Annotated in this window: 22 protein-coding genes and 1 tRNA gene; 1 reads left to right on the top strand and 22 read right to left on the bottom strand. The window is 41.5% G+C overall.

Annotated elements, in window-relative coordinates:
• Window positions 1–9: 9 nt before the first annotated feature.
• The 17 genes from CD00_RS0103875 to CD00_RS0103795 form a co-directional block, all read right to left on the bottom strand.
• Window positions 10–957, bottom strand: coding sequence for a magnesium transporter MgtE N-terminal domain-containing protein (locus CD00_RS0103875; RefSeq protein WP_026654739.1), 948 nt, complete (start codon window positions 955–957; stop codon window positions 10–12).
• A gap of 2 nt (window positions 958–959) precedes the next feature.
• The gene (locus CD00_RS0103870) at window positions 960–1,418 is read right to left on the bottom strand and encodes a flagellar export protein FliJ (RefSeq protein ID WP_026654738.1); all 459 of its coding nucleotides are present in this window, start codon (window positions 1,416–1,418) and stop codon (window positions 960–962) included.
• An 18-nt stretch (window positions 1,419–1,436) separates the two neighbouring features.
• A complete protein-coding gene (gene fliI / locus CD00_RS0103865; protein ID WP_442856189.1) occupies window positions 1,437–2,756 on the bottom strand; it encodes a flagellar protein export ATPase FliI in 1,320 nt (439 codons plus the stop codon).
• Between the two features lie 56 nt (window positions 2,757–2,812).
• Complete coding sequence (locus CD00_RS0103860; RefSeq protein ID WP_026654736.1) at window positions 2,813–3,688, bottom strand: FliH/SctL family protein; 876 nt, start codon at window positions 3,686–3,688, stop codon at window positions 2,813–2,815.
• A complete protein-coding gene (gene fliG / locus CD00_RS0103855) occupies window positions 3,681–4,706 on the bottom strand; it encodes a flagellar motor switch protein FliG (RefSeq protein ID WP_051199082.1) in 1,026 nt (341 codons plus the stop codon). The genes CD00_RS0103860 and fliG overlap by 8 nt, the downstream gene beginning before the upstream one ends.
• Window positions 4,707–4,720: 14 nt before the next feature.
• Entirely contained in the window at window positions 4,721–6,337 is a 1,617-nt protein-coding gene (fliF, locus tag CD00_RS0103850; protein ID WP_026654734.1) for a flagellar basal-body MS-ring/collar protein FliF, read from the bottom strand.
• A gap of 48 nt (window positions 6,338–6,385) precedes the next feature.
• On the bottom strand, window positions 6,386–6,727 hold the full coding sequence (gene fliE, locus CD00_RS0103845) for a flagellar hook-basal body complex protein FliE (RefSeq protein WP_026654732.1): 342 nt from the start codon (window positions 6,725–6,727) through the stop codon (window positions 6,386–6,388).
• Between the two features lie 46 nt (window positions 6,728–6,773).
• Window positions 6,774–7,220, bottom strand: coding sequence for a flagellar basal body rod protein FlgC (gene flgC, locus CD00_RS0103840; protein WP_026654731.1), 447 nt, complete (start codon window positions 7,218–7,220; stop codon window positions 6,774–6,776).
• Between the two features lie 45 nt (window positions 7,221–7,265).
• Window positions 7,266–7,661: a flagellar basal body rod protein FlgB gene (gene flgB / locus CD00_RS0103835; protein WP_026654730.1), complete on the bottom strand. Its 396-nt coding sequence runs from the start codon at window positions 7,659–7,661 to the stop codon at window positions 7,266–7,268.
• A gap of 313 nt (window positions 7,662–7,974) precedes the next feature.
• Window positions 7,975–8,754, bottom strand: coding sequence for a GTP-sensing pleiotropic transcriptional regulator CodY (codY, locus tag CD00_RS0103830; RefSeq protein WP_026654729.1), 780 nt, complete (start codon window positions 8,752–8,754; stop codon window positions 7,975–7,977).
• A 139-nt stretch (window positions 8,755–8,893) separates the two neighbouring features.
• Window positions 8,894–11,008 (bottom strand): type I DNA topoisomerase, encoded by a 2,115-nt coding sequence (gene topA, locus CD00_RS0103825; protein ID WP_051594070.1) that lies wholly within the window; start codon window positions 11,006–11,008, stop codon window positions 8,894–8,896.
• A 119-nt stretch (window positions 11,009–11,127) separates the two neighbouring features.
• Window positions 11,128–12,285 (bottom strand): GGDEF domain-containing protein, encoded by a 1,158-nt coding sequence (locus tag CD00_RS0103820; protein ID WP_026654727.1) that lies wholly within the window; start codon window positions 12,283–12,285, stop codon window positions 11,128–11,130.
• 225 nt (window positions 12,286–12,510) lie between these two features.
• Window positions 12,511–13,188, bottom strand: a complete 678-nt coding sequence (gene hypB, locus CD00_RS0103815; protein WP_026654726.1) for a hydrogenase nickel incorporation protein HypB — start codon at window positions 13,186–13,188, stop codon at window positions 12,511–12,513.
• Between the two features lie 30 nt (window positions 13,189–13,218).
• Window positions 13,219–14,616, bottom strand: coding sequence for a coproporphyrinogen dehydrogenase HemZ (gene hemZ / locus CD00_RS0103810; RefSeq protein ID WP_026654725.1), 1,398 nt, complete (start codon window positions 14,614–14,616; stop codon window positions 13,219–13,221).
• Between the two features lies 1 nt (window position 14,617).
• Window positions 14,618–15,271, bottom strand: a complete 654-nt coding sequence (locus tag CD00_RS0103805; RefSeq protein ID WP_034461953.1) for an MBL fold metallo-hydrolase — start codon at window positions 15,269–15,271, stop codon at window positions 14,618–14,620.
• Complete coding sequence (locus CD00_RS0103800) at window positions 15,271–17,556, bottom strand: RelA/SpoT family protein (RefSeq protein ID WP_051199080.1); 2,286 nt, start codon at window positions 17,554–17,556, stop codon at window positions 15,271–15,273. Before CD00_RS0103800 ends, CD00_RS0103805 begins: the two co-directional genes overlap by 1 nt.
• Window positions 17,557–17,561: 5 nt before the next feature.
• Window positions 17,562–18,086: an adenine phosphoribosyltransferase gene (locus tag CD00_RS0103795; RefSeq protein WP_026654721.1), complete on the bottom strand. Its 525-nt coding sequence runs from the start codon at window positions 18,084–18,086 to the stop codon at window positions 17,562–17,564.
• A 470-nt stretch (window positions 18,087–18,556) separates the two neighbouring features.
• On the opposite strand from CD00_RS0103795, the gene CD00_RS0103790 reads away from it, so the two are divergent.
• Window positions 18,557–18,629: transfer RNA gene (locus tag CD00_RS0103790), tRNA-Thr, on the top strand.
• A 224-nt stretch (window positions 18,630–18,853) separates the two neighbouring features.
• On the opposite strand, the gene CD00_RS0103785 is transcribed toward CD00_RS0103790, so the two are convergent.
• From CD00_RS0103785 to serC, 5 genes are all read right to left on the bottom strand, one after another.
• Window positions 18,854–19,177, bottom strand: coding sequence for a hypothetical protein (locus CD00_RS0103785; RefSeq protein WP_026654720.1), 324 nt, complete (start codon window positions 19,175–19,177; stop codon window positions 18,854–18,856).
• A gap of 131 nt (window positions 19,178–19,308) precedes the next feature.
• A complete protein-coding gene (gene glgB, locus CD00_RS17120) occupies window positions 19,309–21,741 on the bottom strand; it encodes a 1,4-alpha-glucan branching protein GlgB (RefSeq protein WP_034461952.1) in 2,433 nt (810 codons plus the stop codon).
• 128 nt (window positions 21,742–21,869) lie between these two features.
• Complete coding sequence (locus CD00_RS0103775; RefSeq protein ID WP_026654719.1) at window positions 21,870–23,111, bottom strand: DUF1015 domain-containing protein; 1,242 nt, start codon at window positions 23,109–23,111, stop codon at window positions 21,870–21,872.
• A gap of 2 nt (window positions 23,112–23,113) precedes the next feature.
• Window positions 23,114–24,283 carry a phosphoglycerate dehydrogenase gene (locus CD00_RS0103770; RefSeq protein WP_026654718.1) on the bottom strand — a complete coding sequence of 390 codons (1,170 nt, stop codon included), beginning with the start codon at window positions 24,281–24,283 and terminating at the stop codon, window positions 23,114–23,116.
• A 1-nt stretch (window position 24,284) separates the two neighbouring features.
• Entirely contained in the window at window positions 24,285–25,367 is a 1,083-nt protein-coding gene (gene serC / locus CD00_RS0103765) for a 3-phosphoserine/phosphohydroxythreonine transaminase (RefSeq protein WP_026654716.1), read from the bottom strand.
• Window positions 25,368–25,606 lie beyond the last annotated feature (239 nt).

Genomic DNA, 25,606 nt, shown 5'->3' with positions numbered 1-25,606 from the left:
TTTAGGAAATCATCCCGTAACTTTGGTTGATTTATTCTTGAGTGCATTAGGTTCCAACAGCTGAGTGAGTTTTGCGGCATTTTCTTCCTTCATCTGAGCAAGAATATCTCCGCGGTTTTCTACACTCATCTGAGCCAGAATCTTTGAAACAAGTTCGATCTGGTTTTCATTAACCATCTCATCAAAGATCTTGGCAGCCTGTTTAGCCTTCATTCCCGAATATGTCGTAGCAAAAGCCTTAATTGCAGCTTCTTCACCTTCATCGCGCTTGATCTTCTCATAGATCTTCTCAGCCGTATCGGGATCGATCTGCTCAAAATACTTGGCATATTCTTCAGGATCCGGCGCATTGTCATTATAGACAATACTGTTGTAAAAAGCCGCTCTCTCTTCATAAAACTCTTTTTGCTGCTGTTCGAATGGCTCAAGTCTTTTAACTTCCGCTTCAAGCCTGTCTATCGTAGACGCATAGCTGCTGTTCTGGTTCATTTCATCCTGAAGAGCCTTCTCAAGCCTCTTTATATATGCATTGGCTTCATCGATAGTCTGAATTCCGCCGGCTTCGCTTCCTTCTGTGCTGAAGTCAATCGGCTCATCAATCTTTGCATCCGCATCATTTCTTGCTTCCTTGGGCAAAATGGCGTTAATTACAGGAATATCCTTAATGAGCGGAGCCATGATATCGGATCCGAAATTTCCTACGTTGAACTTTATAAGAAGTGCCATTATAGCAAGCCAAATAAGAACAATGAAAAAAGTGATCACGATGGTGGCAAGTCCGCCCGCATCGTCTCCGCTAAGTTCCGCCGACCTCTCGGCAAACTCATGCAGCTTTTCCTTATCAGCTTTCCTCTGTTCTTTAAGTTTCTTCCTATATTCTAATTTGTCAGCTTTTAGCTTTGCCTTCGCCGCCTTCTGATCCTCAAAAGGGGACATCGGCATATCCAGATCAGCCATATTTACTTCTTCTCCTGTTGTCTCTGTCCGTATGTGAAACTACTTCTCTGGTCGTTCTCTTTGGCTTCTTCCTGCTTTTCTTCCTCGAGATACTCCGCATAAGCCCTGTCGCGAAGGGTCTCCTGCATTTTTCTCTCCTGAATGGCTCTTGTAAGCTTTACTCTGACTTTTTCGACCTCAGCTTCATATTCCTTGATTACCCTCGACTGGGAAGCAATCATAACATCCATCTGAGCAGTGGCATACTGATTATCCAATATATCCTGAAGTCTCAGACTCGCTTCGTTTCTAAGCTCCTCAGCTTCGATAAGGTAATTCTCTTTTCTTTTTACATACTCATCCAGAATATCGTACTGCTTGTTAAGCTCCGCCTGGGCTGCGGCAAATTCCATCTTAACCTGCCCTTCGGTCTTTTCCTTGATATTCAGGATGCTCTGCATCTTATAGACAAATCTTGCCATAATAAAACCGCCGATTTATCAAAATCTGAACATATTGATAAGTTGATTCCTGATCTCTTCAAACGAGAATTTCTCATCAGTCTCCTGTAAAAGAAATTCATTTACCATTTCAATCTTGGATATCGCATAGTCTATGTTCTTGTTTGCACCCATTCTGTACGCGCCTATATTTATAAGATCCTCGGCGTCATTATAGGTGGCAAGGACATTTTTAAGCTTTCCTGCAGCCTTCTTGTGCTCCGGATCCGCAATTGCAGACATACATCTTGAAATACTCGCAAGAACATCTATAGCCGGATAATGATTTTTCTGTGCAAGTTTTCTGTTAAGCACTATATGTCCGTCCAGAATACCTCTCGCGGTATCCGTTATAGGTTCGTTCATGTCATCACCGTCAACAAGAACGGTATAAAGACCCGTTATCGAGCCTTTTTTTGACTTTCCGGCCCTCTCAAGAAGCTTAGGCATCTCAGCATATACACTGGGCGGATACCCCCTTGAAACAGGCGGTTCGCCGCTCGCAAGTCCTATTTCTCTCTGAGCCATTGAAAAACGGGTAAGAGAATCCATCATGAGAAGGACATCCTTACCTTTATCCCTGAAATATTCAGCTATCGAAGTAGCCGTCTTGGCTGCCTTAAGTCTCTCAAGAGCAGGCCTGTCGGAAGTCGCGCAGACAACAATCGAGCGCTTCATACCTTCTTCACCCATATCTCTTTCGATGAACTCTCTAACCTCCCTGCCACGCTCTCCGATAAGCGCGATAACATTTATATCCGCCTGGGTATTTCTCGCAAACATACCAAGGAGTGTACTCTTACCAACACCTGAACCCGCAAAGATTCCGATTCTTTGTCCTTTCCCGACTGTCAAAAGGCCGTCAACCGCCTTAACGCCAAGCGAAAGAACATCCGAAATCGGGTCTCTTGTCATGGGATCCGGCGGTTCATTCTCAACCGAATATGCAACTCCGCCTTCAAGTGCGGTTCCATGTCCGTAAGAAATACCGTCAATCCTTCCAAGTCCGTCAAGTGTCTTTCCAAGAAGTCCTTCGCCCACATTTACTCTGAGCGGTGAGTCCGTATTCTCAACGATACTTCCGTTTCCTATGCCACTTACATTCTCATAAGGCATAAGCTGAACATGATTGTCCTTAAATCCCACAACTTCAGCCATTGCAGGCTTATCATCAATGTTTATCGCAGATTCGCTGTCTTTTTTCTTTGGGTAAATAAGGCAGATATCGCCGAGTTTCGCATCGGGCCCCGCCGATTCGATAGTAAGACCGATAACATTGACAACCTTGCCCCTCATGCGATAATAAGGAGCATTTTGCATTTTCTTGTATTTAGATATATCAATTGAAGATGTGAGCATAATTTATAACCTACTCTTTATCTTTTCTTTCTGTCAAAAGAAAGAAGTCTGAGTTTTCTTGTGAGCTCAGAAAGCTCAACTCCGAGACTGCAATCAAAAACACCGCTGTCCGACTCTATCATGCATTCATTTTTCTTAAGAAGCGGATCTTCGATAATCTCCATAGTCGTACTCGGAGAAGAAATACATGCGTCGATAGAATCTTTTTCATCCATAACATCGTCGTAATCATCGGGAGAAATATGCACAATAAGGTCGTTACCGGGCTCAATTCTCGAAAGCGTATTCTTAAGAAGATGAAGGATGATTCCTTTATCTTCCCTGAGATCAACACCGAAAACATGCTCATAGATCTGAGTCAGCACATCAACCATCTCAGGTTCAAGTTCATCGACGATCTGCTGATACTCTTTGTCGAGTTCTTCCTGCTTTTGAAGCGTTTCCTGTTTTATCTGCTCAACAGCAGCAAGGCCTTCCTGATATCCGGCGTCATACCCTTCCTGTCTTCCCTGATCCATAGCCTGATTTCTGATGTTCTCAGCCTGTTGCTGTGCATCATTTATAATCATCTCGGCCTGTTCCTGAGCCTGCTGGAGTTTAAGGTCTATCTCAGCCTGCATGGCTTCCATATCAAACTGAGGGTCCGGAAATGATCCCAGCATATTCTGGTCCTGAGTAAGCTGATCAATCTGTTCAAGTCCTATCCCCGGAACAAAATCTTCAACACCCTCGCCCTCTTCGTAGCCTTCCTCCTGCATCATTCTGGTTCTCTGACGCTTAAGTTCTCTTTCCTGATATGCCTCAATCTTTCTGTTTGAAAGATCGTTATTATCTATTATTCTTGCATCGCTCTGATCAAAACTCACAAAGCCGGCTTTAAAAAGATTAGACAATTAGCTCATCACCTCCGCCTCTGGAGATTACAATTTCACCGGAATCCTCAAGCTTTCTGATGACGTTAACGATCTTCTGCTGAGCCTCTTCAACATCCTTCATACGAACAGGTCCCATGAAATCCATATCCTCGCGGATCATAGCTGCAAGACGCTTTGAAAGATTGTTGAAAATAGCATTCTGAACCTGCTCTGTAGCACCTTTACATGCAAGAGCAAGATCACTGTTCTCAACTTCACGCAGCACTCTCTGAATCGATCTGTCGTCCAAAAGAAGAACGTCCTCGAACACGAACATCTTCTTTCTGATCTCGTCCGCAAGTTCGGGCTCTTCGATCTCGAGAGTCTCCATGATATGCTTTTCTGTAGCTCTGTCTACCGTATTCAGGATTTCTACAACAGCATCTACGCCGCCAATGATTGTGTAATCCTGGTTTACAAGAGAAGAAAGCTTTGATTCAAGCACTTTTTCCACTTCCTTTATGGTATCCGGACTTGTTCTGTCCATGGATGCGATACGCTTTGCAACATCAGCCTGCCTGTCAGGCGGAAGAGCCGACAATACCATTGCGCTCTGAGACGGTGACATATATGACAATATAAGTGCAATCGTCTGCGGATGCTCGTCCTGAATGAATGTAAGTATCTGAGAAGGTTCTGTCTTTCTGATAAACTCGAAGGGCTTAACCTGAAGCGAAGCTGTAAGTTTACTGATAACATCAAGAGCCTTATCTTCACCGAGAGCTTTCTCAAGAAGCTCCTTAGCATAATTGATACCGCCTTCTGCGATATACTGCTGAGCAAGGCAGACTCCGTAGAACTCTTCAAGGATTGCTTCCTTGATCTGCGAAGTAACGCTTCTTGTATTGGCGATCTCGAGGGTAAGCTCCTCGATTTCTTCCTCTTTCAGATGCTTAAATATGGCGGATGATTTCTCCGGTCCCAGTGCAATAAGGAGAATCGCCGCTTTTTGTGTGCCGGTAAAATCCGAAGTTAAAGGATTTGACCCTATATCCATATTATTTCACCCCATCATGTATAGTCTTCGTTCAACCAGTTTCGAAGAAGCGTTGCGGCCGCTTCGGGATTCTCGTCAACGAATTTCTCGATAAGTCTCTTTGTCTCAGATCCCGTATCCATCTCGATATCTTCGAGAAGCTCCTCGGGCTGTGACTCAAGCAGTGATTCAACAGACAAAGGCTCGGGTTCTTCCACTTCCTCCGTCTTCTTGGTCGTCCACATGCTCCTTATGATAATAAATGCAAGAAGTCCCAAGATCACAAGGATAAGAACTATCTGAAGGATGTCCGAAAGCGTTACCGAAGATCCTGACTTATCAAAAAACATGTACTCCGTAGATGCCACTATAGCAACATTCTCAGCAGGAATTCCCGTAGCCTTGGAAACAACATTCACGATGTTTTCGGGAACTTCCTCTGTTGAAGGAGTTTTATTTTGTGCCTTAAATTCAGCCCATGTAAGATTTTCATGATCTGCGCTGTTGTAATCTTCCTCATTCATAACAACGTAGTTGATCGCTGTAACGGATATCGAAGAAGATGCGTATTTAACAGCACCCGGCTGATTTGTAGTTGTTGTTATCTTCTCATTCGGAAGATAATCTCTCGACTCCTCGTTGATATTTGAACTTGAGTTATTATTGTCCTGAGTTACGTATGTAGTCTCATCATCGGCATTTGTATCCGTTCCCGGTATACCACTGATGCCATTTACGTTTTCTGCGGTATAGATATCCTCATGACTGAGCACACCCTGAGTCTGATCTTCAGCCGGTGTATAGTCATGCTGAACAACCTCTTCATGAGAAAAATCCATGTCAAGATTACTTGCAACCTCAACTGCGTCATACAACTTGGTTCCAAGTATAACTTTTTTGACTTCGTTTTTTACAATCTGTTCAGCCTTGGACTTAAGCGAAAGCTGTGTGCTTGCAAGTCCCGTAACGGTAGAATCTTCATCTCCCGAAAAAAGAAGGTTACTTTGGTTGTCTACGATTACAATATTCTTTGTATCCGAATTACCCAAAGCCTTCGCTACCGCTTTTGCAAGGAATGCGGCATTATCCTCGGTAAACTCCGCTCCCTCTGCAATCTCAAGCATAATGGTTGCGGAAGCTTCCTCTTTATTTCCGATAAGGGTTCCGTCATTATCCGGTATATGCAACTGAACATGCGCAGCGTCAATCGTTGTAAAATTCTGGATGAAGTCAGACTCCAGCTGCTTCTCCAGATAAACCACATACTTTTTTTGCTTGTCTGATTCTGTCGTGGAAAAACTTCCGTTAGTTACGTTGTCGATACTGTATGCGTATGATTGTATATCATTAGCACCTAAAAGAAGATTGGCATTAGCCTGATCTTTTTTGAGGACCTTAAAATCAAGACCGTCATCAGACATCTTGTAGTTGATGGCGTTTGAGTCCAAAAGGTCCTTGATCTCCGATGCCTCTTTTGTAGAATTGGCACTCGCCAAAAGAACATATTGAGGCTGATTCAAAGCAGATAACAAGATGATAAGTGTGAGAAGAACTACTGTCCCCGCTCCAACAACCAGCGTTTTTTGTTTCGCTGTAAACTTGTTCCACCAATCGAGAATTTTCTGCCACAGCTCTTTAAACCTGTCAGCCATTTATTCTCCCTCCCAAAAAAAACTAAAAAAACTATTAAAAAAGAGCGATCAGATCTGCATTTGTGTCAGCTCTCTGTATGCAGCCAGGGCCTTGTCACGCACAGCGATAGTATACTGAAGCGCTGTCTGAGCCTTCTGAAGCGCGATGGTAAGGTCATGCGTATTGTCAGTCTTGCCAAGAGCCCATCTTATCTCTTCATTCTCGGCATCTGAAAGATATGCATTTGTTGTATTTATGTTCTGCACAGCCTGATCAAAGATCGAAGAAAAAGAGTTTGCCGAGTCATCATTGTTCCCCAAAACGTTATAGACTCTGCTGTTTGTCTTCTCTGCATTCTTGATTGCCTGTGAAGTTACATTCCTAAGTTGTGATATATCAAGTGAAGCCATTAAATACTACCTCCAAAATTAACGGTTTAGTTTAAACCATACCGTATCAGCCGTTTCCTATCTCAAGACCTCTGGTAGCAAGATTCTTGCTTGCATTGAAAGCTGTAGCATTTGCTTCGTAAGATCTGCTTGCATCAATAAGGTTTGTCATCTCTGTAACCGTATTGACATTTGGATAAGTCACATATCCGTTTTCATCGGCATCGGGATGTGAAGGATCGTAGACAATATTCATCTGTGTCCATGTGTCATCCTGAACCTTAGTAACCTTGACACCTCTTCCCGAATAGTGGTCAAGTCTTTCGTTCAATATCCTTGAAAAAGGAGTCTGTGAGCCTTTCTCTGCAAATGTAACTACCTTTCTGACATAAGGAGTTCCATCCTGTGTTCTTGTTGTATTTGCGTTGGCAATGTTTTCAGAGATAATGTCCATTCTGAATCTCTGAGCAGTCATTCCTGATGAGTTGATGTTGAAAGAATCGAAAATACTCATACCGGTTACCTCCTATGAAATAAATAAAAAATAATGTATGAATGATTACGAAGACTTAGTAACAGCAAGAAGATTCTTGAACTCAGAATTAAGTCCTGCCATAAGTCCCTGATATTTAATCTGATTAGCTGCAAGTGTGACATTCTCAGTATCTATGTCAACATTATTTCTGTCGGTCCTGTAAGAGAAACTCGAGTAGTCGTTGACAACTCTTGCTTTTAAATGCTTATCCTTTAAATCCGAAACTTTCTGGTCCATGGTCCTGTATCTTGAATGCCCGAGTGCTCTCTCAAGCTCATCCTCAAAATTCAGGTCCTGTCTCTTGTACCCCGGAGTGTCTACATTCGCTATATTGTTCGCGATAATCTCATTTCTTGTCCAAGACGCGTCAGAAGCCTTATCCAAGACATTGATATAATCAAAAACACTGCTATTGATCATCTTCTTCCTCCTTAAATCATAAAGATGGGTACACTTTATGTATCATACTTATATTTATAATAGAATTTTTTTAGCTAAAATACAAGTAAAATATACTTTATATTGTGCCTAATTTCAAAATTAACTACTAAATGAAGTACGAAAACTTATTTTAAACACAACTTAATTAAACATAAAAATTAATATTAATATTAAACAAACGTTTTTCTATGTTATTTTTTATCCAAATAAAAGAAGGGGTCTACCTTTCGATAAATCCCTTCATCACTGATACTATCCGTATTTTATGCTGTTCTATATATATATCGGACAATTACATCTCTTGTTTTAGTTTCTTGATCTCGCTGAAGACAACATCGTTAATTACTTTGATATATGTTCCCTTCATTCCCGAAGATCTGGATTCGATAACGCCGGCACTCTCAAATTTTCTGAGGGCATTGACGATAACGCTTCTTGTGATTCCGACTCTGTCCGCGATCTTACTTGCTACAAGCACACCTTCCATTCCGTCAAGTTCATCAAAGATATGGATGATTGCCTGCATCTCGGAGAATGACAATGTTCCGATCGCTGATTTTACAACCGCAAGCTTTCTGCTCTCTTCCGCATTCTCTTCATTTACTGCGCGGAGCATTTCAAGTCCTACAACCGTCGTTCCGTATTCACACAGAATAATATCATCGATATCATAAGGTTTATCCGTCTTATAGATAAAAAGAGTACCGAGTCTTTCTCCGGCAATCTCTATGGGAGTAATAATCGCCTGAAATTTACTGCTGTCAATCCCTTCGAAACCAAGAGTCTCGAGATTGACATTCTCCTTTGTTGAAAGAATGGTAAGAAGTCTCTCATTGAGCATCGGGTCGATAAAAGAACCTACGCTGTCAACGAGCAATCCGCTTAACGATTCAACGCTGGCACTCTCTCCGATTCCAAGAACCTTTCCCTTCTTACTGATGACAAACATGTTTGATGAGAGAATATCACATAAAACCCTGCAGATATCATTAAATACCACTTTACCCAAGTTACTGTTATGAAGCAGTTTTCCGATTTTTCGGGTTTTATCCAGTAGTTGAACACTACTCATAAGAATCTCCTTCTATTATCAAAAAAGAAATGTTTACACGGTGTCTTAACGTAATCTTAGCATAAAAATATAGGCGCTTCAAACAATAAAGCGCCTACAATTATGAAAAAAATCTAAATTTTTCTAAATATTCAATCAACTAGTTTTTCTTCTCGAGTTCGTCCTTGTTGCACACAAATCCGCAGTCTGTATTTGTGCATGCCAACTTGCTGCTCTTAGCAACCATAAGGCTTCCGCACTTAGGACATTTAGTTGCAACAGGTCTTGCCCAGGACATAAAGTCGCACTCGGGATTGTCGATACATCCGTAGAAAATACGTCCCTTTCTTGTGCGCTTCATTACGATATCTTTGCCGCACTTAGGACACTGTACACCTATCTTCTCATAGTAAGGCTTGGTATTCTTGCACTCGGGGAATCCGGGGCAAGCAAGGAACTTACCGTGAGGGCCGTACTTGATAACAAGATTTCTTCCGCAAACTTCGCAGATCTCATCTGTCACTTCATCCTGAACCTGGATCTTTTCCATTTCCTTCTCCGCATCGGCAACAGCCTTATCAAGATCGGGATAGAAGTTTCTGATAACAGTCTTCCACTTAACTTCTCCGTCGGCAATTCCGTCAAGGAGTGATTCCATGTTGGAAGTAAAGTTAACATCAACAATCTGAGGAAAAGCGTCATTCATCATCTTATTTACAGCCTGTCCAAGCTCTGTGATGTAAAGACTCTTATTTTCCTTTGTAATATAGTGTCTTGCAATGATCGTAGAGATTGTAGGCGCGTAAGTACTTGGTCTTCCGATACCGAGAGCCTCAAGATCATGAACAAGAGAAGCCTCTGTGTAATGAGGAGCCGGCTGTGTAAAGTGCTGGTCTTCATCGAATGACTCAAATGTAAGCTCAGAATCTACATTAAGATTGGAAGAAATAACATTCTTCTCAACCTGATCGTCCTCATCGGTATATACGTTAAGGAAACCGTCAAATACAGTCTTGGACGCAGCCATTGTAAATCTATGTTCTCCGGCATCTATCTTAACCGATGTTGTCTCATATTTAGCGGCAGCCATTCTGCTAGCCATGAATCTTCTCCATATGAGCTGATAGAGTCTGAACTGATCCTTTGAAAGATATTCTTTTACAGTAACAGGATGTCTGTCAATATAAGAAGGTCTGATCGCTTCGTGAGCATCCTGAATCTTAGTTTCCTGCTTCTTGGCACCTGCTCCCGAAGCAAGATACTCTTCTCCGAAATTCTCGGAGATATAGATATTTGCAGCTGCAACAGCTTCATCAGATACACGTGTGGAATCTGTTCTGAGGTATGTGATAAGACCCACAGTGCCTTCTTTTCCAAGGTCGATTCCTTCGTAAAGTTGCTGTGCAACACGCATTGTCTTCTGTGTAGAGAAGTTGAGCGATTTGGAAGCTTCCTGCTGAAGTGTTGATGTTGTAAAAGGAAGCGGAGCCTTCTTGGTTCTCTCGCCCTTCTTTATATCCGTAACCTTGAACTTCTTGCCCTTAAGTGAAGCGCAGATAGCATCAAGGTCTGCCTTACTCTCAATTTCTTTTTTCTCTTCGGTTGTTCCGTAGTAATGAGCTACGATAGGCTTCTTTTCGCCTTTAATCTTGAGATTGACATCAAGTGTCCAATATTCCTTGGGAATAAAAGAATCAATCTCTTCTTCTCTGTCTGCTATGATCCTGAGCGCAACAGACTGCACTCTTCCGGCACTTAAGCCTCTTTTTATCTTAGACCAGAGAAGAGGTGAAATGCTGTAACCAACCATTCGATCAAGCACTCTTCTTGCCTGCTGTGCATCAACGAGATTCATATCAATGTCTCTTGGATGCTTCATTGCTTCCTTGACGGCATTCTTGGTGATCTCATTGAATGTCACTCTCTGTATCTTAACATCTGATTCGTTTAATTTAAGAGCCGAGATAAGGTGCCATGAAATTGCTTCACCCTCTCGGTCCGGGTCAGTTGCGAGATATACGCACTTGGCCTTCTTGACCTGCTTTCTGAGAGAAGCGAGTACATCGCCCTTTCCTCTGATTGTTATATATTTAGGTTCGAAGTCATTATTGATGTCTACCCCCATCTGACTTCTCGGAAGATCTCTGACATGACCGTTACTTGCCGCAACTTCATATCCGGAACCCAAAAACTTCTTTATAGCTTTAACCTTTGTGGGTGACTCAACGATAAGAAGCGAATTTTTCTTATCCCCTGTACGCTTGCTACTTGCCATTGTTTAAATTATGCCCCTTCATATATATTAATTGTTAATTATGTTTGTTCCGCTTAAAACTCACGTTCTTATTAATATACATTTTTAAAGTTTTCGTCAACCCCTTTAATAAATTATTATCAATTTGCTGCCACCTTAACCTGCTTTGACAAATGATGAAGAGCCTTCTCCTCATACATCCTGCTGTCAACAAATTCCATGAAATCTTTGCCGTGCATATCCATTTCCTTGCTGTAAATGGCAATTCCGGCACTCACTGAAAGATCCATTTTACCACGGTTGCTCCACTCAAAATCTTCAACAAGTTTTTTAACCTGATGAATTCTCTTTTCAATCTCGAGTTCATCGGTCATATGAGTTATAATGCAGAACTCGTCTCCGCCATATCTTCCGACTACATCCTTCTTGTCAAATGTGTTAAGAAGAATAGCCGCGATACCCTCAAGAACCTCATCTCCGACCTTATGTCCAAAATTATCGTTTATGAGCTTAAAGTAATCAATATCGATCATGACCGCACAGAAAGGATTCTCGGCACTGTCGGCCATAGCCCTTCGAAGCGCGGCATCTATTCCTCTCCTGTTCACCGTACCCGTCAGGTAATCCATATGGATATCTCTTCTCTGAACATAAATAAAGAGAACCATAAACGCGAACACAGAAGATGCGTAGGCGAAATTGATATACGGAATAAAATACTGCAGAAATTCTCCCGTGACTAAAATAACCGGAAGAGCCTGTATCGGAGCCACGTACCATTTGTGAATGTAGCTCTTATATACAGTTATAAACGCGAAAATTATCGCACATGACATGATCTGCATAAAAAGTCTTAACATATACAAACTTCCCTTCTCATAACCCGTCTTGTAGCTTATATAAAACCACCCTTTGGACAGATGCGCATCGAGAGCGACAAGTATGCAGTTAAAGATCGCATAGATCATAATAGGGTTAATATATGCGTTTCGGCCGTTCCTGTCATCGGCGGTAACGAAACTGTCAATATATTTAATTGCAAACAGGAAGCTGAACGGATCCAGGGCATATATCAGATAATTGGACAACTTCGAAAGGAATATGAAGTTTCCGTCTGAAAGACTTGCAACGTCTCTCAAAGCGGAAACCCCGACCAAGATGGCCAGTATTCCGATCAACCTGATATAAGCTACACTGGAATGTGACTTTCTGCCCCTCTCCTGGAAGAACAGTAACATAAGAGACAGAAACAATGTGTAGACATTAATCACTAAATCCCCTAAGAACGCCATATCCATAGCAAATCCCCCTATTAGTTTAAGAAAAAAACCATGAAACACATGCCACAATTTCCTAAACAAAACCCTTATACATTTTTACTACGGGGGTCTATTTTTTTCAAGACGTCTTAGTCATAATACACAAATGTCAGTGTAGGATTTGCGAGTATTGGTGCAGATTTATGCATATTTTATAAAAATTCTCTAAACAAAAACAGTAGATATTATAAAATTGCATCAATTCTAGTTCCGACCATCGATTGCATTGTCTATGTTTTCAGAAAGCCAGGAAATCCACTCATCAAAGCCCTCACCGGTCTTCGCACATATAGGAATTATCTTGGCTTTGGGATTTCTCATCCAAACGTATTCTTTGCATTTTTCGAGGTCAAAATTAAAATATGGCATGACATCGATCTTATTTATCAAAACCACGTCACATATAGAAAACATCAGTGGATACTTAAGAGGCTTATCATCTCCCTCAGGCACAGAGAGGATCATGGCGTTCTTGGTACTTCCGGTATCAAACTCCGCGGGACAAACAAGATTTCCGACATTCTCAAGTATAGCAAAATCAACGTCTTCTACTCCGAGAGCATTGATACCCTGCCTTGTCATGTCGGCATCAAGATGACACATTCCGCCGGTATGGAGCTGGATTGCCTTTACGCCCGTCTCCTGTATCTTAAGTGCGTCAACGTCTGAATCTATATCGGCTTCCATAACGCCAATGCGGTATTTATCCTTAAGTTTGGATATTGTCTGTGAAAGAGTCGTTGTCTTTCCTGCTCCCGGGGATGACATTAGATTCAAAAGAAATGTCTTGCTTCTTTTTAACTCTTCTCTTAACTTGTTCGCATCCTCGTCGTTACTCTCAAAAATACTTCTTTTAAGATCTATAATTCTTACATTTCCCATAAAATAAAACCTCCGTTTTTTAATTTTAAATTATGAAAATAGATTTTTCTTTCTCTGAATCATTTCATCAATCTGCGACATGTAGAGTTTAACATCTTTAACATTATCACATCTCTCTATTCTGCCGTCATATCCGTACACTCTCTTTGTTACGGTTCCCGCACCAAGTGCAACAATTGACTGAACTTCTTCATTAATAAGTATATTGTAGATTCCCGCTTTTCCCGAACGCGCATAACCCGTATTTTCAAAATTACCGCTTATATTTTTCTGCCTGTACAGATAATACGGTGTAAGCCCCATGAAAAGTGCTCCCTCGGATGCAATCTTCATCATCTCTTCAGTATTTTGGATAGATGAAAAGACATCTCCTTTTAGTTCACCTTTTAATTCTTTTTGCTTCAGAACTTCGGCAAGCCTGGATCCTCTTTTGATCGCAAGAGAATGAACCGTAAGGTCGTCGGGATCAAGCTTTTTTATCTCATCCATGGTATATCTGACATCATCTGCAGTTTCATAAGGAAGTCCAAGGATAATATCCATGTTAATATTATCAAAACCTTCTTCTCTTGCCATATTATAGGCATCGATAAGCTGGCTTACAGTGTGCCTTCTTCCGATGAGTTCAAGCGTCTTATCCCTCATAGTCTGGGGATTTACGGAAATTCTTGTAACGCCCATTTTTTTCATGGTCGCAAGCTTTTCTCTTGTGATCGAATCAGGGCGTCCCGACTCAACCGTAAGCTCTTTTACCTTTGACACATCAAGCTTATCGTAAACATATCCAAGGAGCCTTTCTATCTGCTCCGGAAGAAGCGTTGTGGGTGTTCCCCCTCCGACATAGATCGTATCAAGTGTCTTGCCCTTGAAATTCTCAGCCACATAATCAATCTCTTTCATTATGCACTTAAGATAATCATCAACTATATTCGCATACGAGCAGATCGGATACGACGTAAACGAGCAGTAAAGACATGTTGTCGGGCAAAAAGGAATACCGATGTAAAGACTGTAACCGTTGTCATAATCGATATTTTTTAATATCTCTTTTTCCCTGTGTGCAATCGAAAGACTGAGCGCAGTTTTCTCATCACTCGTATAATAATTGTCTTTCATATACATAAATATATCCTCATCGCTCATATTCTGCTCGATGAGGTTCATAACAATTCTGGTCGGCCTAATGCCCGTAAGATTCCCCCACGGGAGCTCTTTTTTGGTCTCAAGACTAAGGAGCCTGTATATATTCTTTTTAAGATCGTTTTTCGAAACGGAAACATCTATATTATAGATTTTATCGCCTTCTTCAGCCTCGTAATTTCCGTCGGGAGAAACAATGACTTTAACATTCTCCTCAGGAAAAAATGCTTTAAAAAGCGAATGTATATCATATCCGTATTTATCTTCGGGAATAATTATCTTGATCATATTATGCATAAGGATTGTACTCTTTTTCATGTCCGATACTGGTCATCTCTCCGTGTCCCGGATAAACGATTGTTTCATCCGGAAGGATAAATAACTTTTCTCGTATAGACCTTACAAGCTCACTTGTAGAACTCGTAGGAAAATCGGTTCTTCCGACCGATTCTTCGAATAATGTATCTCCGCTAATAAGTACATTATCATCTTCAAAGTGATAGCAACATCCGCCCGATGTATGACCGGGTGTAGCGATAAGCTTGCAGGAAAGTCCCGCAGCTTCGATAACATCGCCATCTTTATATGTAATATCAGGCTTAACGCCAAAATTACTGCCAAAAGAAACAGAAAGGTTGAGATGAGGATCGCTGCATATAGCAGCTTCCTTCTCATAACATCCAACCTTTGCACCCGTAAGCTCTTTAAGCTCAGGAATTCCCATTATATGGTCAAAATGGCCATGGGTTAAAAGAATCAGATCAACAACAATATCATTTTTCGAAAGTTCATCATAAATCTTCGCACCGGCGTCCGCAGGGTCAAAAACGATAGCATGCTTTTTGCCGTTTTCATCGGTATTATCCGCATCAAAAACAAAATAGCAGTTTGTAGCCACCATTCCCAGAGTCAAAACTCCGACTTGTATATTATGCTTACTCATCAACCCGTAGTCCTTTCGATGTCAATTACGCTTTCGATCATTCTGATCTTATCGACAATGCCGCGAAGCTGTCCTCTCGAAGAAACCTTGAAAGACATCTCCATTGTGGCAAGTCCCTGTTTACTTGTTCTTGTGTTCATTGAAATGATATCAATATCTTTTTCCGTAAGTGCCCTGGAAATATCGGCCAGAAGACCGTTTCTGTTATTGGCAAATATCTTGATAGTCGCAACATACTTTCCACCGCTCTGGGAATCGGACTGCCACTTTGCTTCAATAAGCCTTGTCTTGTCCTCTTCCTGCATCTTAATAACATTGACACAATCTCTTCTGTGAATCGACACTCCGCGGCCTCTTGTTACAAAACCGCATATCTCATCGCCGGGAACAGGATTGCAACACTTTGAAAATCTGACCGCAACATCATGAACGCCTTTAACGATGATGGCATTATCGGAACTTGAAACCTGAGGCGTGATATTTGACTCGGCAACTGCTGCAAGAACCTCTTCATCAGTCATGTTGCGCTTGTGATCCTTTTCACCAAGCTCAAGCATCTTGTTGATGATCTGGCCCTCTTTAAGTCCGCCGTGTCCAACAGCCGCAAGCACGGCATTCCAATCATGGAATCCGTATTTATTTATTACTATAGCCTGGAATTCAGGCTTGGATATTGCAAAAAGATCTATTCCCTTACTCTTACAATACTCGATGAGAAGGTCTCTTCCTTTTGCGATATTCTCTTCCTTAAGTTCATTTCTGAACCACTGATTGATCTTGTTTTTGGTTGAAGTAGCCTTCGCAATGGCGAGCCAGTCTCTGCTGGGCCCCCTTGAATTCTGGCTGGTGATAACCTCAACTCTGTCGCCGTTCTGAATCTTATAATCAATCGGAACGAGCTTGCCGTTGACCTTGGCACCGATCATCTTATTACCCACAGCGGAATGAACGCTGTACGCAAAGTCGATAGGTGTGGAGCCTGCCGGCAGATTCTTAACTTCTCCCGTAGGAGTAAAGCAATAAACATCCTCTGAAAAGAGATTAAGATCACTCTTCAAGAGATTCATAAACTCCTGGTTGTCAGACATGTCCTGTTGCCATTCCAAGATCTGACGAAGCCATGTGAGCTTCTCCTCTTCGCCGTTTTCAGCTTTTTTGCCATCCGAAGCTTCTTTATACTTCCAGTGCGCAGCGATACCGTATTCAGCAGCTCTGTGCATGTCATAAGTTCTTATCTGAATTTCGAAAGGCTGTCCTGTCTGACCGATAAGTGTCGTATGAAGTGACTGATACATGTTTGGCTTAGGCATTGCGATGTAATCTTTAAATCTTCCGGGAATCGGTTTATACATCTCATGAATAACACCAAGTGCCGCATAACAATCCTTAACGGTTCCGACAATGATCCTTATTGCGAAAAGATCGTATATCTGATCAAGAGTCTTGTTCTGATTGCGCATTTTCTTATAGATGCTGAAAAAATGCTTAACTCTTCCGTTTACTTCTCCGGAAATACCGGCGTCTGCAATAGCCTCTCTTACCTTAACGCAAATATCCTCAACATACTTTTCTCTCTCGTTTTTTCTGATCGCAACCTTTTCAACAAGATCGTAGTAAATGTCGGGCTTAAGATATTTAAGCGAAAGATCGTCAAGTTCAACCTTGATACGGCTGATACCAAGCCTTCCGGCTATAGGCGAATAAATATCAAGAGTCTCCTGCGCTATCCTCGACTGTTTCACGGGAGGCATATGCTCAAGCGTGCGCATATTGTGAAGTCTGTCCGCAAGCTTGATAAGAATAACTCTGATATCCTTTGCCATAGCAAGAAACATCTTACGCAGGTTCTGCGCCTGCATATCAATCTGTTCCTGAGTCTTGTTGCCCATATCGCTGTTGGCATGAAGCTGCAAAGCAGTCAGCTTTGTAACACCGTCAACCAAGAGCGCAACATCGGCTCCGAAACTCTCTTCTATCTGCTCTTTGGTAAGTATGGTATCTTCAACGACGTCATGAAGCAGGCCCGCAGCTATAGTCTCTTTGTCCATTTCAAGATCTGCCAAAATTATGGCAACACAAAGAGGGTGAATTATATATGGTTCACCCGATTTTCTAAGCTGCTCCTTATGAGCCTCAGCCGCTTCCTGATACGCCTTTTCAATTAGAGTAATGTCGTCGGACGGATGGTATTTTCTTACCCTCGCAATAAGTCCTTCATATAGTTTGTCAGGCGATTGGAATTCCTCAATGGCTTCAATTTTTCCATCATCGAAGTCCTGTGGCATGCAAATTACTTCCCTTCGTAGCTTATTGCAGAATCAAGTCTGTACTTACTGAGTCTCTCTCTGCCCTTTAATCCCTTAAGTTCCATGAGAACAAGGATTCCTGCAACTTCACCGCCAAGCTTCTCAACGAGCTTGATCATAGCCTCGATTGTTCCGCCTGTAGCCATAAGATCGTCTACCAAAAGAACCTTCTGTCCGGGCTTGATAGCATCCTTATGAAGTTCGAGTACAGCCTTTCCGTACTCAAGGTCATATTCAACTTCAATAGTCTCGCAAGGAAGTTTTCCCTTCTTACGAACAGGAACAAGTCCCTTTCCTCTTGCATATGCAATAGGTGCACTGAAAATGAATCCTCTTGACTCAGCGCCCAAAACAACATCAAAATCAAGATCCTTTACAAGGTCCATCATCTCATCGATGGCAAGCTTGAATCCGTCGGGATCCTGAAGTACCGATGTAATATCTCTGAACATAATGCCTTCTTCAGGGAAATTGGGAATAGTTCTGACGTAATCTTTTAATTCTTTCATTGAATAGTCCTCTCTGAAATATGCACCAAACGTGCGTTATCACATAAAAATAATTTTTCAACTTAAAATTATATCACAAATTGCGGCTTTCCGCGAATATTGTTTATCTTGCACAGGCTGTTTGCAGTGTTCATGGACTCCCAAATGGCAGGAAGGTATATATTTAAACTGTTCCATCGCTTGTTTTCATGGTTTTCCAAAAATGTCACAAAAATTCTATCGGCTCAAAACTCCGGTCGACTTCTACGAAGTCGGCCGTCAAACAGTGAGCCTCAAAGCAGAATTTTTGTGGCATTTCCGGAAACCTCATGAAAAGCTAAGCTCTCTCACAATGTTTAAAAATATGCCTTCCTGCCATTTGGGAGTTTAATGAACATATCAAAAGCTGTGCATACTAAGCATTTTCCACCTTGCAAAAAGCCATTAAGGATTGTATAATCTCTTTTGTGTGAATTTTATGACTCACATGTGCTGGAATAGCGCAGTTGGTAGCGCAACTGATTCGTAATCAGTAGGTCGAGGGTTCAAGTCCCTTTTCCAGCTCTAAAAAAAGATAGCAACCATGCCGGAAGTTTATTAAATGCTGCATGACTGCTATTTTTTGATTGTTTTTTAATTCAAAAATCTGATTTCAAAGCATGAATAATTGTGTTTCCTAATACATCGTTACTTTAAATAACTATACCAAATCCATTACTACTTACTCGATAGCATTCAGCAAATTAATCCAGTTAATTTTGCTAACAATGTACTAGTATATTCAACTTCTAAGCACCATATTCTCTTACTATCTCCCATAAGCTATCATGGATTCTATCAAATGGTTCATTTATCTCCATTCTCTTTTCATAGTCATTATCCCAAACATAAAACTCCGAAAGCCCACCTTTTCCTGGATATAACTGATTATATCCTCGTATAAAGAAATCCTTTTTTTCTGATTCTGTCGCATCTGAATTAAGTATTTCAATTAGATTTTGAACAATCCTATATGAATATATAATCGAATTATCCCCGTATTTTTTTAGCAATAATTCAAGCTCTTCAAGTAAAGTTACTATTTTTTTATATTCCATTTTTCCCTTCCCCATTCTGTCGAGTTCTCAACAATAAGAATAATTTTCATATAAAAAGTATACTCTATGTATACATTTTTTGATTCAAAAAAAACGGACAGATAAAAAAGATTTTTTCAACTTTTTCATCTGTCCGCACACTTATTCTATTTCTTCTTCGATGCTTTACGTTTGCCTGGCGACTTTCCGGAAATACTTTTTATTGCTTCCTTAGAGACAATATCGCAGATTCGCTCTTCCTCTATCTTTTCGTACTTTTCTTCGATAGCCCGCTCCTGTTCCGCAAGTTCTTTTTCATACTTGAGCTTAAGCTCGTTCAAAAGCTTCCTCTCTTCTTCATTCTGTTTTTCCTTCAAAGCCTCAATCTTTTCTTTGCGCTCCTGTTCCTTCTTAATTTCTTCTTCCTCTTTTATCGCACGGATTTTCTTTTCCTGCTCGGAATAAGGAACGTAGCTGAAAATCGCAAGGGTAACAGCGGCAAGTCTAAGTTTCAGAGAATAATCTCTTCCGTCAACTTCTTTTCTGACAGCAGCAAGCTTGCCTTCGTTAAGCATTCCGCTTCCGCCGTAAGAAATATCATCACTGTTAAAGACCTCCGTATATCTTCCGTCAGTGGGAACACCGACCTCAATCTCTCTCTCGATTCCGGCCATATTGGCAACAACGATAAGCATCTCTTTTTCATCGGAACTCTTCCTTGCAAAAGAGACCATACATTCATCGGCCGCCATATTGTTGATCCATTCAAAGCCGTCGTTTGAGCTGTCCGCCTCGTGAAGCGCCGGCTTAGCCTTGTATATCTCATTCAGCTTACTGAGCATATTTTCAATATAAACCGCCTGGTCGATCGTAAGCGCATCAGGCTCCATGTAAATGTGCTTTCTGCCGGGATGCACCATCATATAACTGAGCGCAAGTCGCAAATTTGCAAGCTTTTGATAGGAATCTCCGGGCATCATATAATACAGACCCTCAAGTCCTTTCTCAAGCTCCTCATGCGTAAATGCAAGAACAAATCGCTCAGTGTAGCAATAGATCATGCTGAATGTCAGCTCATCGTGATGTCCCGCCCTAAACAGCGGATCGTTTCTCATATAGCTGAGGAAATCCCTTGTCCAGCCGTTGTTCCACTTATAATCAAAGCCAAGTCCGCCGTTCTCAACAGAATCGGTAACCTGAGGCCAGCACGCAGTCTCTTTTGTGATCAAAAGAACTCCCGGATTATTCTTATGCACATTCTCTGTCAGCTGCTTAAGAAACTCAAGAGCCTCCAGATTCTCGTTTCCGCCATAAATATTCGGCATCCACTCGCCGGGCTTTCTGTCATAATCAAGATAAAGAATCCTTGAGATATCCGACGTTCTGAGACCGTCCACATGATAGTTCTCAATCCAGAAAAGAGCATTCGAAATAAGGAAATTCGTAACTTCTTTCCTTCCGTAGTCAAAAATAAGATCTCCCGACTTAGGACGGATGCCCACTCTCGGATCCTCATATTCATATAAAGTTTTTCCGTCAAAATCACTAAGTCCAAACGATGCCTTAGGGAAGAATGTCGGAACCCAGTCAAGAATCACCCTGATACCTTCGTTGTGCATCGTATTTACAAAGTTCATAAAATCTTCCGCAGTTCCGTTCGACTCATCCAACGCGTAGAAATTAAGAATATGATAAAAATGCTCCGGCACATGCTTCATTACAGGCATAAGCTCAACCGTATCAAAGCCGTGATTTTTTACATATTCCAATATATCCGCCGTAATCTCTTTAAATCCGGTCTTGCCGTTATGTCTGTCCGCAAACGCCTCGATAGAGATCTCACAGATAGAAAGAGAACTCATATCCTTATCAAACTTTCTGCGCTGCGTCATCCACTTCTGGTCCGTCCACGCAATAGATCTCGGCTTATTAATTACAGAAATAATACCGTTTTCACCCTTCGACTCAGTCGCATAAGGATCGGGTCTCTTAAACACAAGACCGCTTCTTGTCTTTATCTCGAACTGATAGCCGTCATTTTCTTTTGCTCCCGGGATAAATATCTCAAAAATACCGATAGGATCGAGCCTTCGCATCTGGCAAAGACGTCCGTCCCAATTATTGAAATCTCCGATAACACTCACCCTGGCTGCAGAAGGTGCCCAGACAGCAAACTGCGTTCCGTTCACACCTCCGCGCCTCATCGGATGAGCTCCGAGTTTTTCATAGATATGATAATGAATTCCGCTTCCAAACTTGATAAAATCTTCGCGCTCAAGAAGCGGCTCGAAAGAATAAGGATCTACAACGGTAGTCTCGCTACCGTCAACACCCTTAATAATAAATTTGTATTTTAACTTCTCAACATAAGGAACGATCGCAGCATAGAATCCCGCCTCATCGGCAAGTTCCATCTCGTACGACTTCTTATGATTGTCGACATACACGCTTACAGATACAGCATCAGGAAAAAAAGCCTGAACAAGATAATTGGAACCCACCTTATGCGCTCCAAGTATTCTGTGAGGATTATCTCCGTCAGAGTAGATAATTTCCTCAATTTCCGGCCAATTCATCATCTTGTACAATTTACTGTTCACTGTGATGCCCTCCAAATCAAATACAATCTAAATACAATCTGAATATAACCTTTATTTAGTTAATTGTACCATTAATTGCATGATTTGCTCAGACAATTTTACATGATATCTGCATACATGCTTTGATTTTATATCAAAGCATGTATAAATAATCCGCTGAGAAGCTTTGGTTCAAACCATGTCGACTTGGGAGGCATGAGCCTTTCCGCGTCCGCAACATCAAACAGTTCAGCAATTGATGTCGGATACATCGAAAACGCAAGCTTCATATCCTTGTGGCACCTGTCCTCAAGCTCCTTAAGTCCTCTTATTCCGCCAACGAAATCAATTCTCTTATCCGTCCTCGGATCACCGATTCCAAGAATAGGAGAAAGGACCTCATTCTGCAAAAGAGATACATCAAGGCCTTCAACCGCATCGCTCTTTTTTATATGCTCTTTTGCAACAAGCTTGTACCAGTTATCTTCAAGGAAAAGGCCAAACTCGCCCTTGCATGAAGGCTTAACCGCGTCAGAAGCTTTTTCGATATCAAACATATCTTCAAGCTTACCAAGGAACTCACCGGCCGTAAGTCCGTTAAGATCTTTTACGACTCTGTTATAATCCATGATCATGAGCTCATTGTCAGGAAAAAGAACTGAGAGGAAATAATCATACTGCTGCTTTCCCTTTACCTTACCGGCGTTCTCTTCTCTCTTTTTAAGCCCGACCTTGACTGCAGAAGCACATCTGTGATGTCCGTCCGCAATATAGATACTGTCTATTGTTGCAAACACTCTGCAAATTGTCTCAGTTTCTTCAAGATCCGAAATGATCCAAACCCTGTTCTTAACACCGTCATCAGATGTGAAATCGTAAACAGGTTCGTCAACTTCCTTGATCTTTGCAACAAGGTCACTAAGCATCTTGTTGTTTCTGTAGCACAAAAAGATAGGACCTGTCTGCGCTTCGCAAGTATAAACATGCTTGATCCTGTCTTCTTCTTTTTCAGCTCTCGTATTCTCATGCTTCTTGATGACATTGTTAAGATAATCATCTATTGAAGCACAGGCAACAATGCCTGTCTGAGTTCTGCCATTCATTGTCTGCTCGTAAATGTAATAGCAGTTTGTCTCATCCTGCTCAAATACTCCGCTCTCGATCTGTCCCCAGAGCATATCATGTGCCTTCTGATATACTTCAGGTGCATACATATCGTAGTCCTCAGCGAACTGAGTCTCCGGTCTGTCTATAGCAAGAAATGAATCGGGATTTCTTTTCACCTCTTCATAAGCCTCTTTCCTGCTAAAAACATCATAGGGAAGAGCCGAAACTCTTCCCACTTTATCCTTTATTGGTCTATATGCTTTAAAAGGTTTGATGTCTGCCATAATTATGCTTCCTTCTTAACAACTCTGACTCTGATAACACCGTCAATCTTTTCCATCTTCTTAATAAGAGTATCTGATATCTTGTCCTCAAGGTCAATAAGAGTATAAGCAAAATCGCCCTTTGACTTGTTAGTCATATCTGAAATATTATAACCTGCCTCGCCGAGTACTGTTGTAAACTGGCTGATCATATTTGCAACATTCTTGTGGAAGATTGCGATTCTGGGCTTTGTAGCAATTCCCATGTCACATCCCGGATAATTTACAGAGTTATTGATGTTACCGTTCTCAAGATAATCCTTGAGCTCAAGTACAGCCTTAACCGCACAGTTATCCTCAGACTCCTCTGTAGATGCTCCAAGGTGAGGAATTACGATACATCCGTCGTGACCTGCTGTTGTAGGATTCGGGAAGTCTGTTACATACTTGCGAATCTTACCTGAGTTGATTCCTGCAAGAACGTCAACTTCGTTGCAGAGAATATCTCTTGCAAGGTTGATAAGGATAACGCCCTTCTTCATCTTAGCGATTGCATCCGCATTGATCATGCCCTTTGTAGAATCAAGTGCAGGTACGTGAACTGTAATAATATCACACTTTGAATAGATATCATCAACGTTTGTCACGTGCTTAACGTCTGAAGAAAGTCTCCAAGCAGCGTCGATTGAAAGATAAGGATCGTATCCGTAAACATCCATACCAAGCTGTCTTGCAGCATTCGCAACTCTGACACCGATAGCGCCAAGTCCGATGATACCAAGCTTCTTTCCGAAGATCTCAGTTCCCGCGAACTTCTTCTTTGACTTCTCTGTGAGCTTTGCAATGTCAGGATCGCCTGCATTTGCCTTAACCCACTCAGTTCCACCGATGATATCTCTTGATGCGATAAGCATTGCGGCAAGAACCATCTCTTTTACACCGTTTGCATTTGCACCGGGAGTATTGAATACAACAATACCTTTTTCAGCACATCTGTCAAGCGGGATATTATTTACACCGGCACCTGCTCTTGCGATAGCAAGAAGGTTATCGGAAAACTCCATCTCAAGCATATTGGCACTTCTTACAAGTATGCCTTCTGCATCATCAACATTATCTACTGTCTGATACTCATCTGTGAAATTATTAAGACCGATCTTTGCAATCGGGTTCATGCATTTATATTTGTACATATCAGCTGTTCTCCTTTTCAAACTTAGCCATGAATTCTACGAGCTTCTGTACACCCTCGATAGGCATAGCGTTATAGATGCTGGCTCTCATTCCGCCAACAGTTCTGTGTCCCTTAAGGCTTACAAATCCGGCAGCTGTAGCTTCCTTGATGAACTTAGCGTTAAGCTCTTCGCTGTCTGTAACGAAAGGAACGTTCATAAGTGATCTGTCCTCAGGTCTTACTGTTCCCTTGAACATCTTGCTCTGGTCGAGATAATCATAAAGAACCTTAGCCTTAGCCTCGTTTCTCTTCTTCATCTCCTCAAGACCGCCCTGCTCCTTGAGCCACTTGAATACAAGACCGCACATATAAATGCTCCAGCAGTTAGGTGTGTTGTAAAGAGAGCCGTTATCAGCCTGAGTCTTCCACTTAAGCATTGTAGGTGTGTAAGCAGGAACATCATCTGTGATGAGGTCTTCTCTGATAATTGCGATAACAAGACCAGCAGGTCCAACGTTCTTCTGAACACCGCCGTAGATAACGCCATACTTTGTTACATCAACAGGCTCTGAAAGGAAGCATGATGATACGTCAGAAACAAGAATATGTCCCTTTGTGTTGGGAAGTGTCTTGAACTTTGTTCCGTAAATTGTATTGTTCTCGCAGATATATACATAGTCAGCATCTTCAGGAATATCAAGATCTGAGCAATCGGGAATATATGAGAAAGTCTTATCTGCACTTGAAGCAACCTCAATAGCCTCGCCGTACTTCTGAGCTTCCTGATAAGCCTTCTTAGCCCACTGACCTGTTACGATATAAGCAGCCTTGCCGTTCTTCATAAGGTTAAGAGGAACTGCTGCGAACTGCTGGCTTGCGCCTCCCTGTAAAAAGAGAACCTTATAATTGTCGGGGATGTTCATAAGATCCCTGATATCCTGCTCTGCAGTCTGAATAACTTCATCGAAAGTCTTTGATCTGTGGCTCATCTCGTTGATAGACATACCACATCCGTTGTAATCAAGCATCTCTGCTGCTGCTTTCTTAAGCACTTCCTCAGGAAGCACTGCCGGGCCGGCAGAAAAATTATAAACTCTAGACATTTCTTTTTGTCCTCCTATAGACGATTTAATAGTTTAACTTACTAAAATAACTCATAAATTTCATTCTATACTCAAATAAAAAAATGTCAAGAACGTCATTCCATAATGCGTGTTATTTTATTATTTTTAGTCGCATTATTAATACACACTTTTTTATTCATCCGTGAATCATTTTTCTGCAAGCACATATATTAACTGCGTTTGAGCAAATTTATTTTTATTATATCTCTCAAAAACGT

The sequence above is a fragment of the Butyrivibrio sp. AE3003 genome (genome assembly GCF_000686065.1).
Classification (GTDB): domain Bacteria; phylum Bacillota; class Clostridia; order Lachnospirales; family Lachnospiraceae; genus Butyrivibrio; species Butyrivibrio hungatei_A.
The sequence above is the reverse complement of the archived record's forward strand: the minus strand, read 5'-3'. Positions and strand labels throughout refer to the sequence as shown.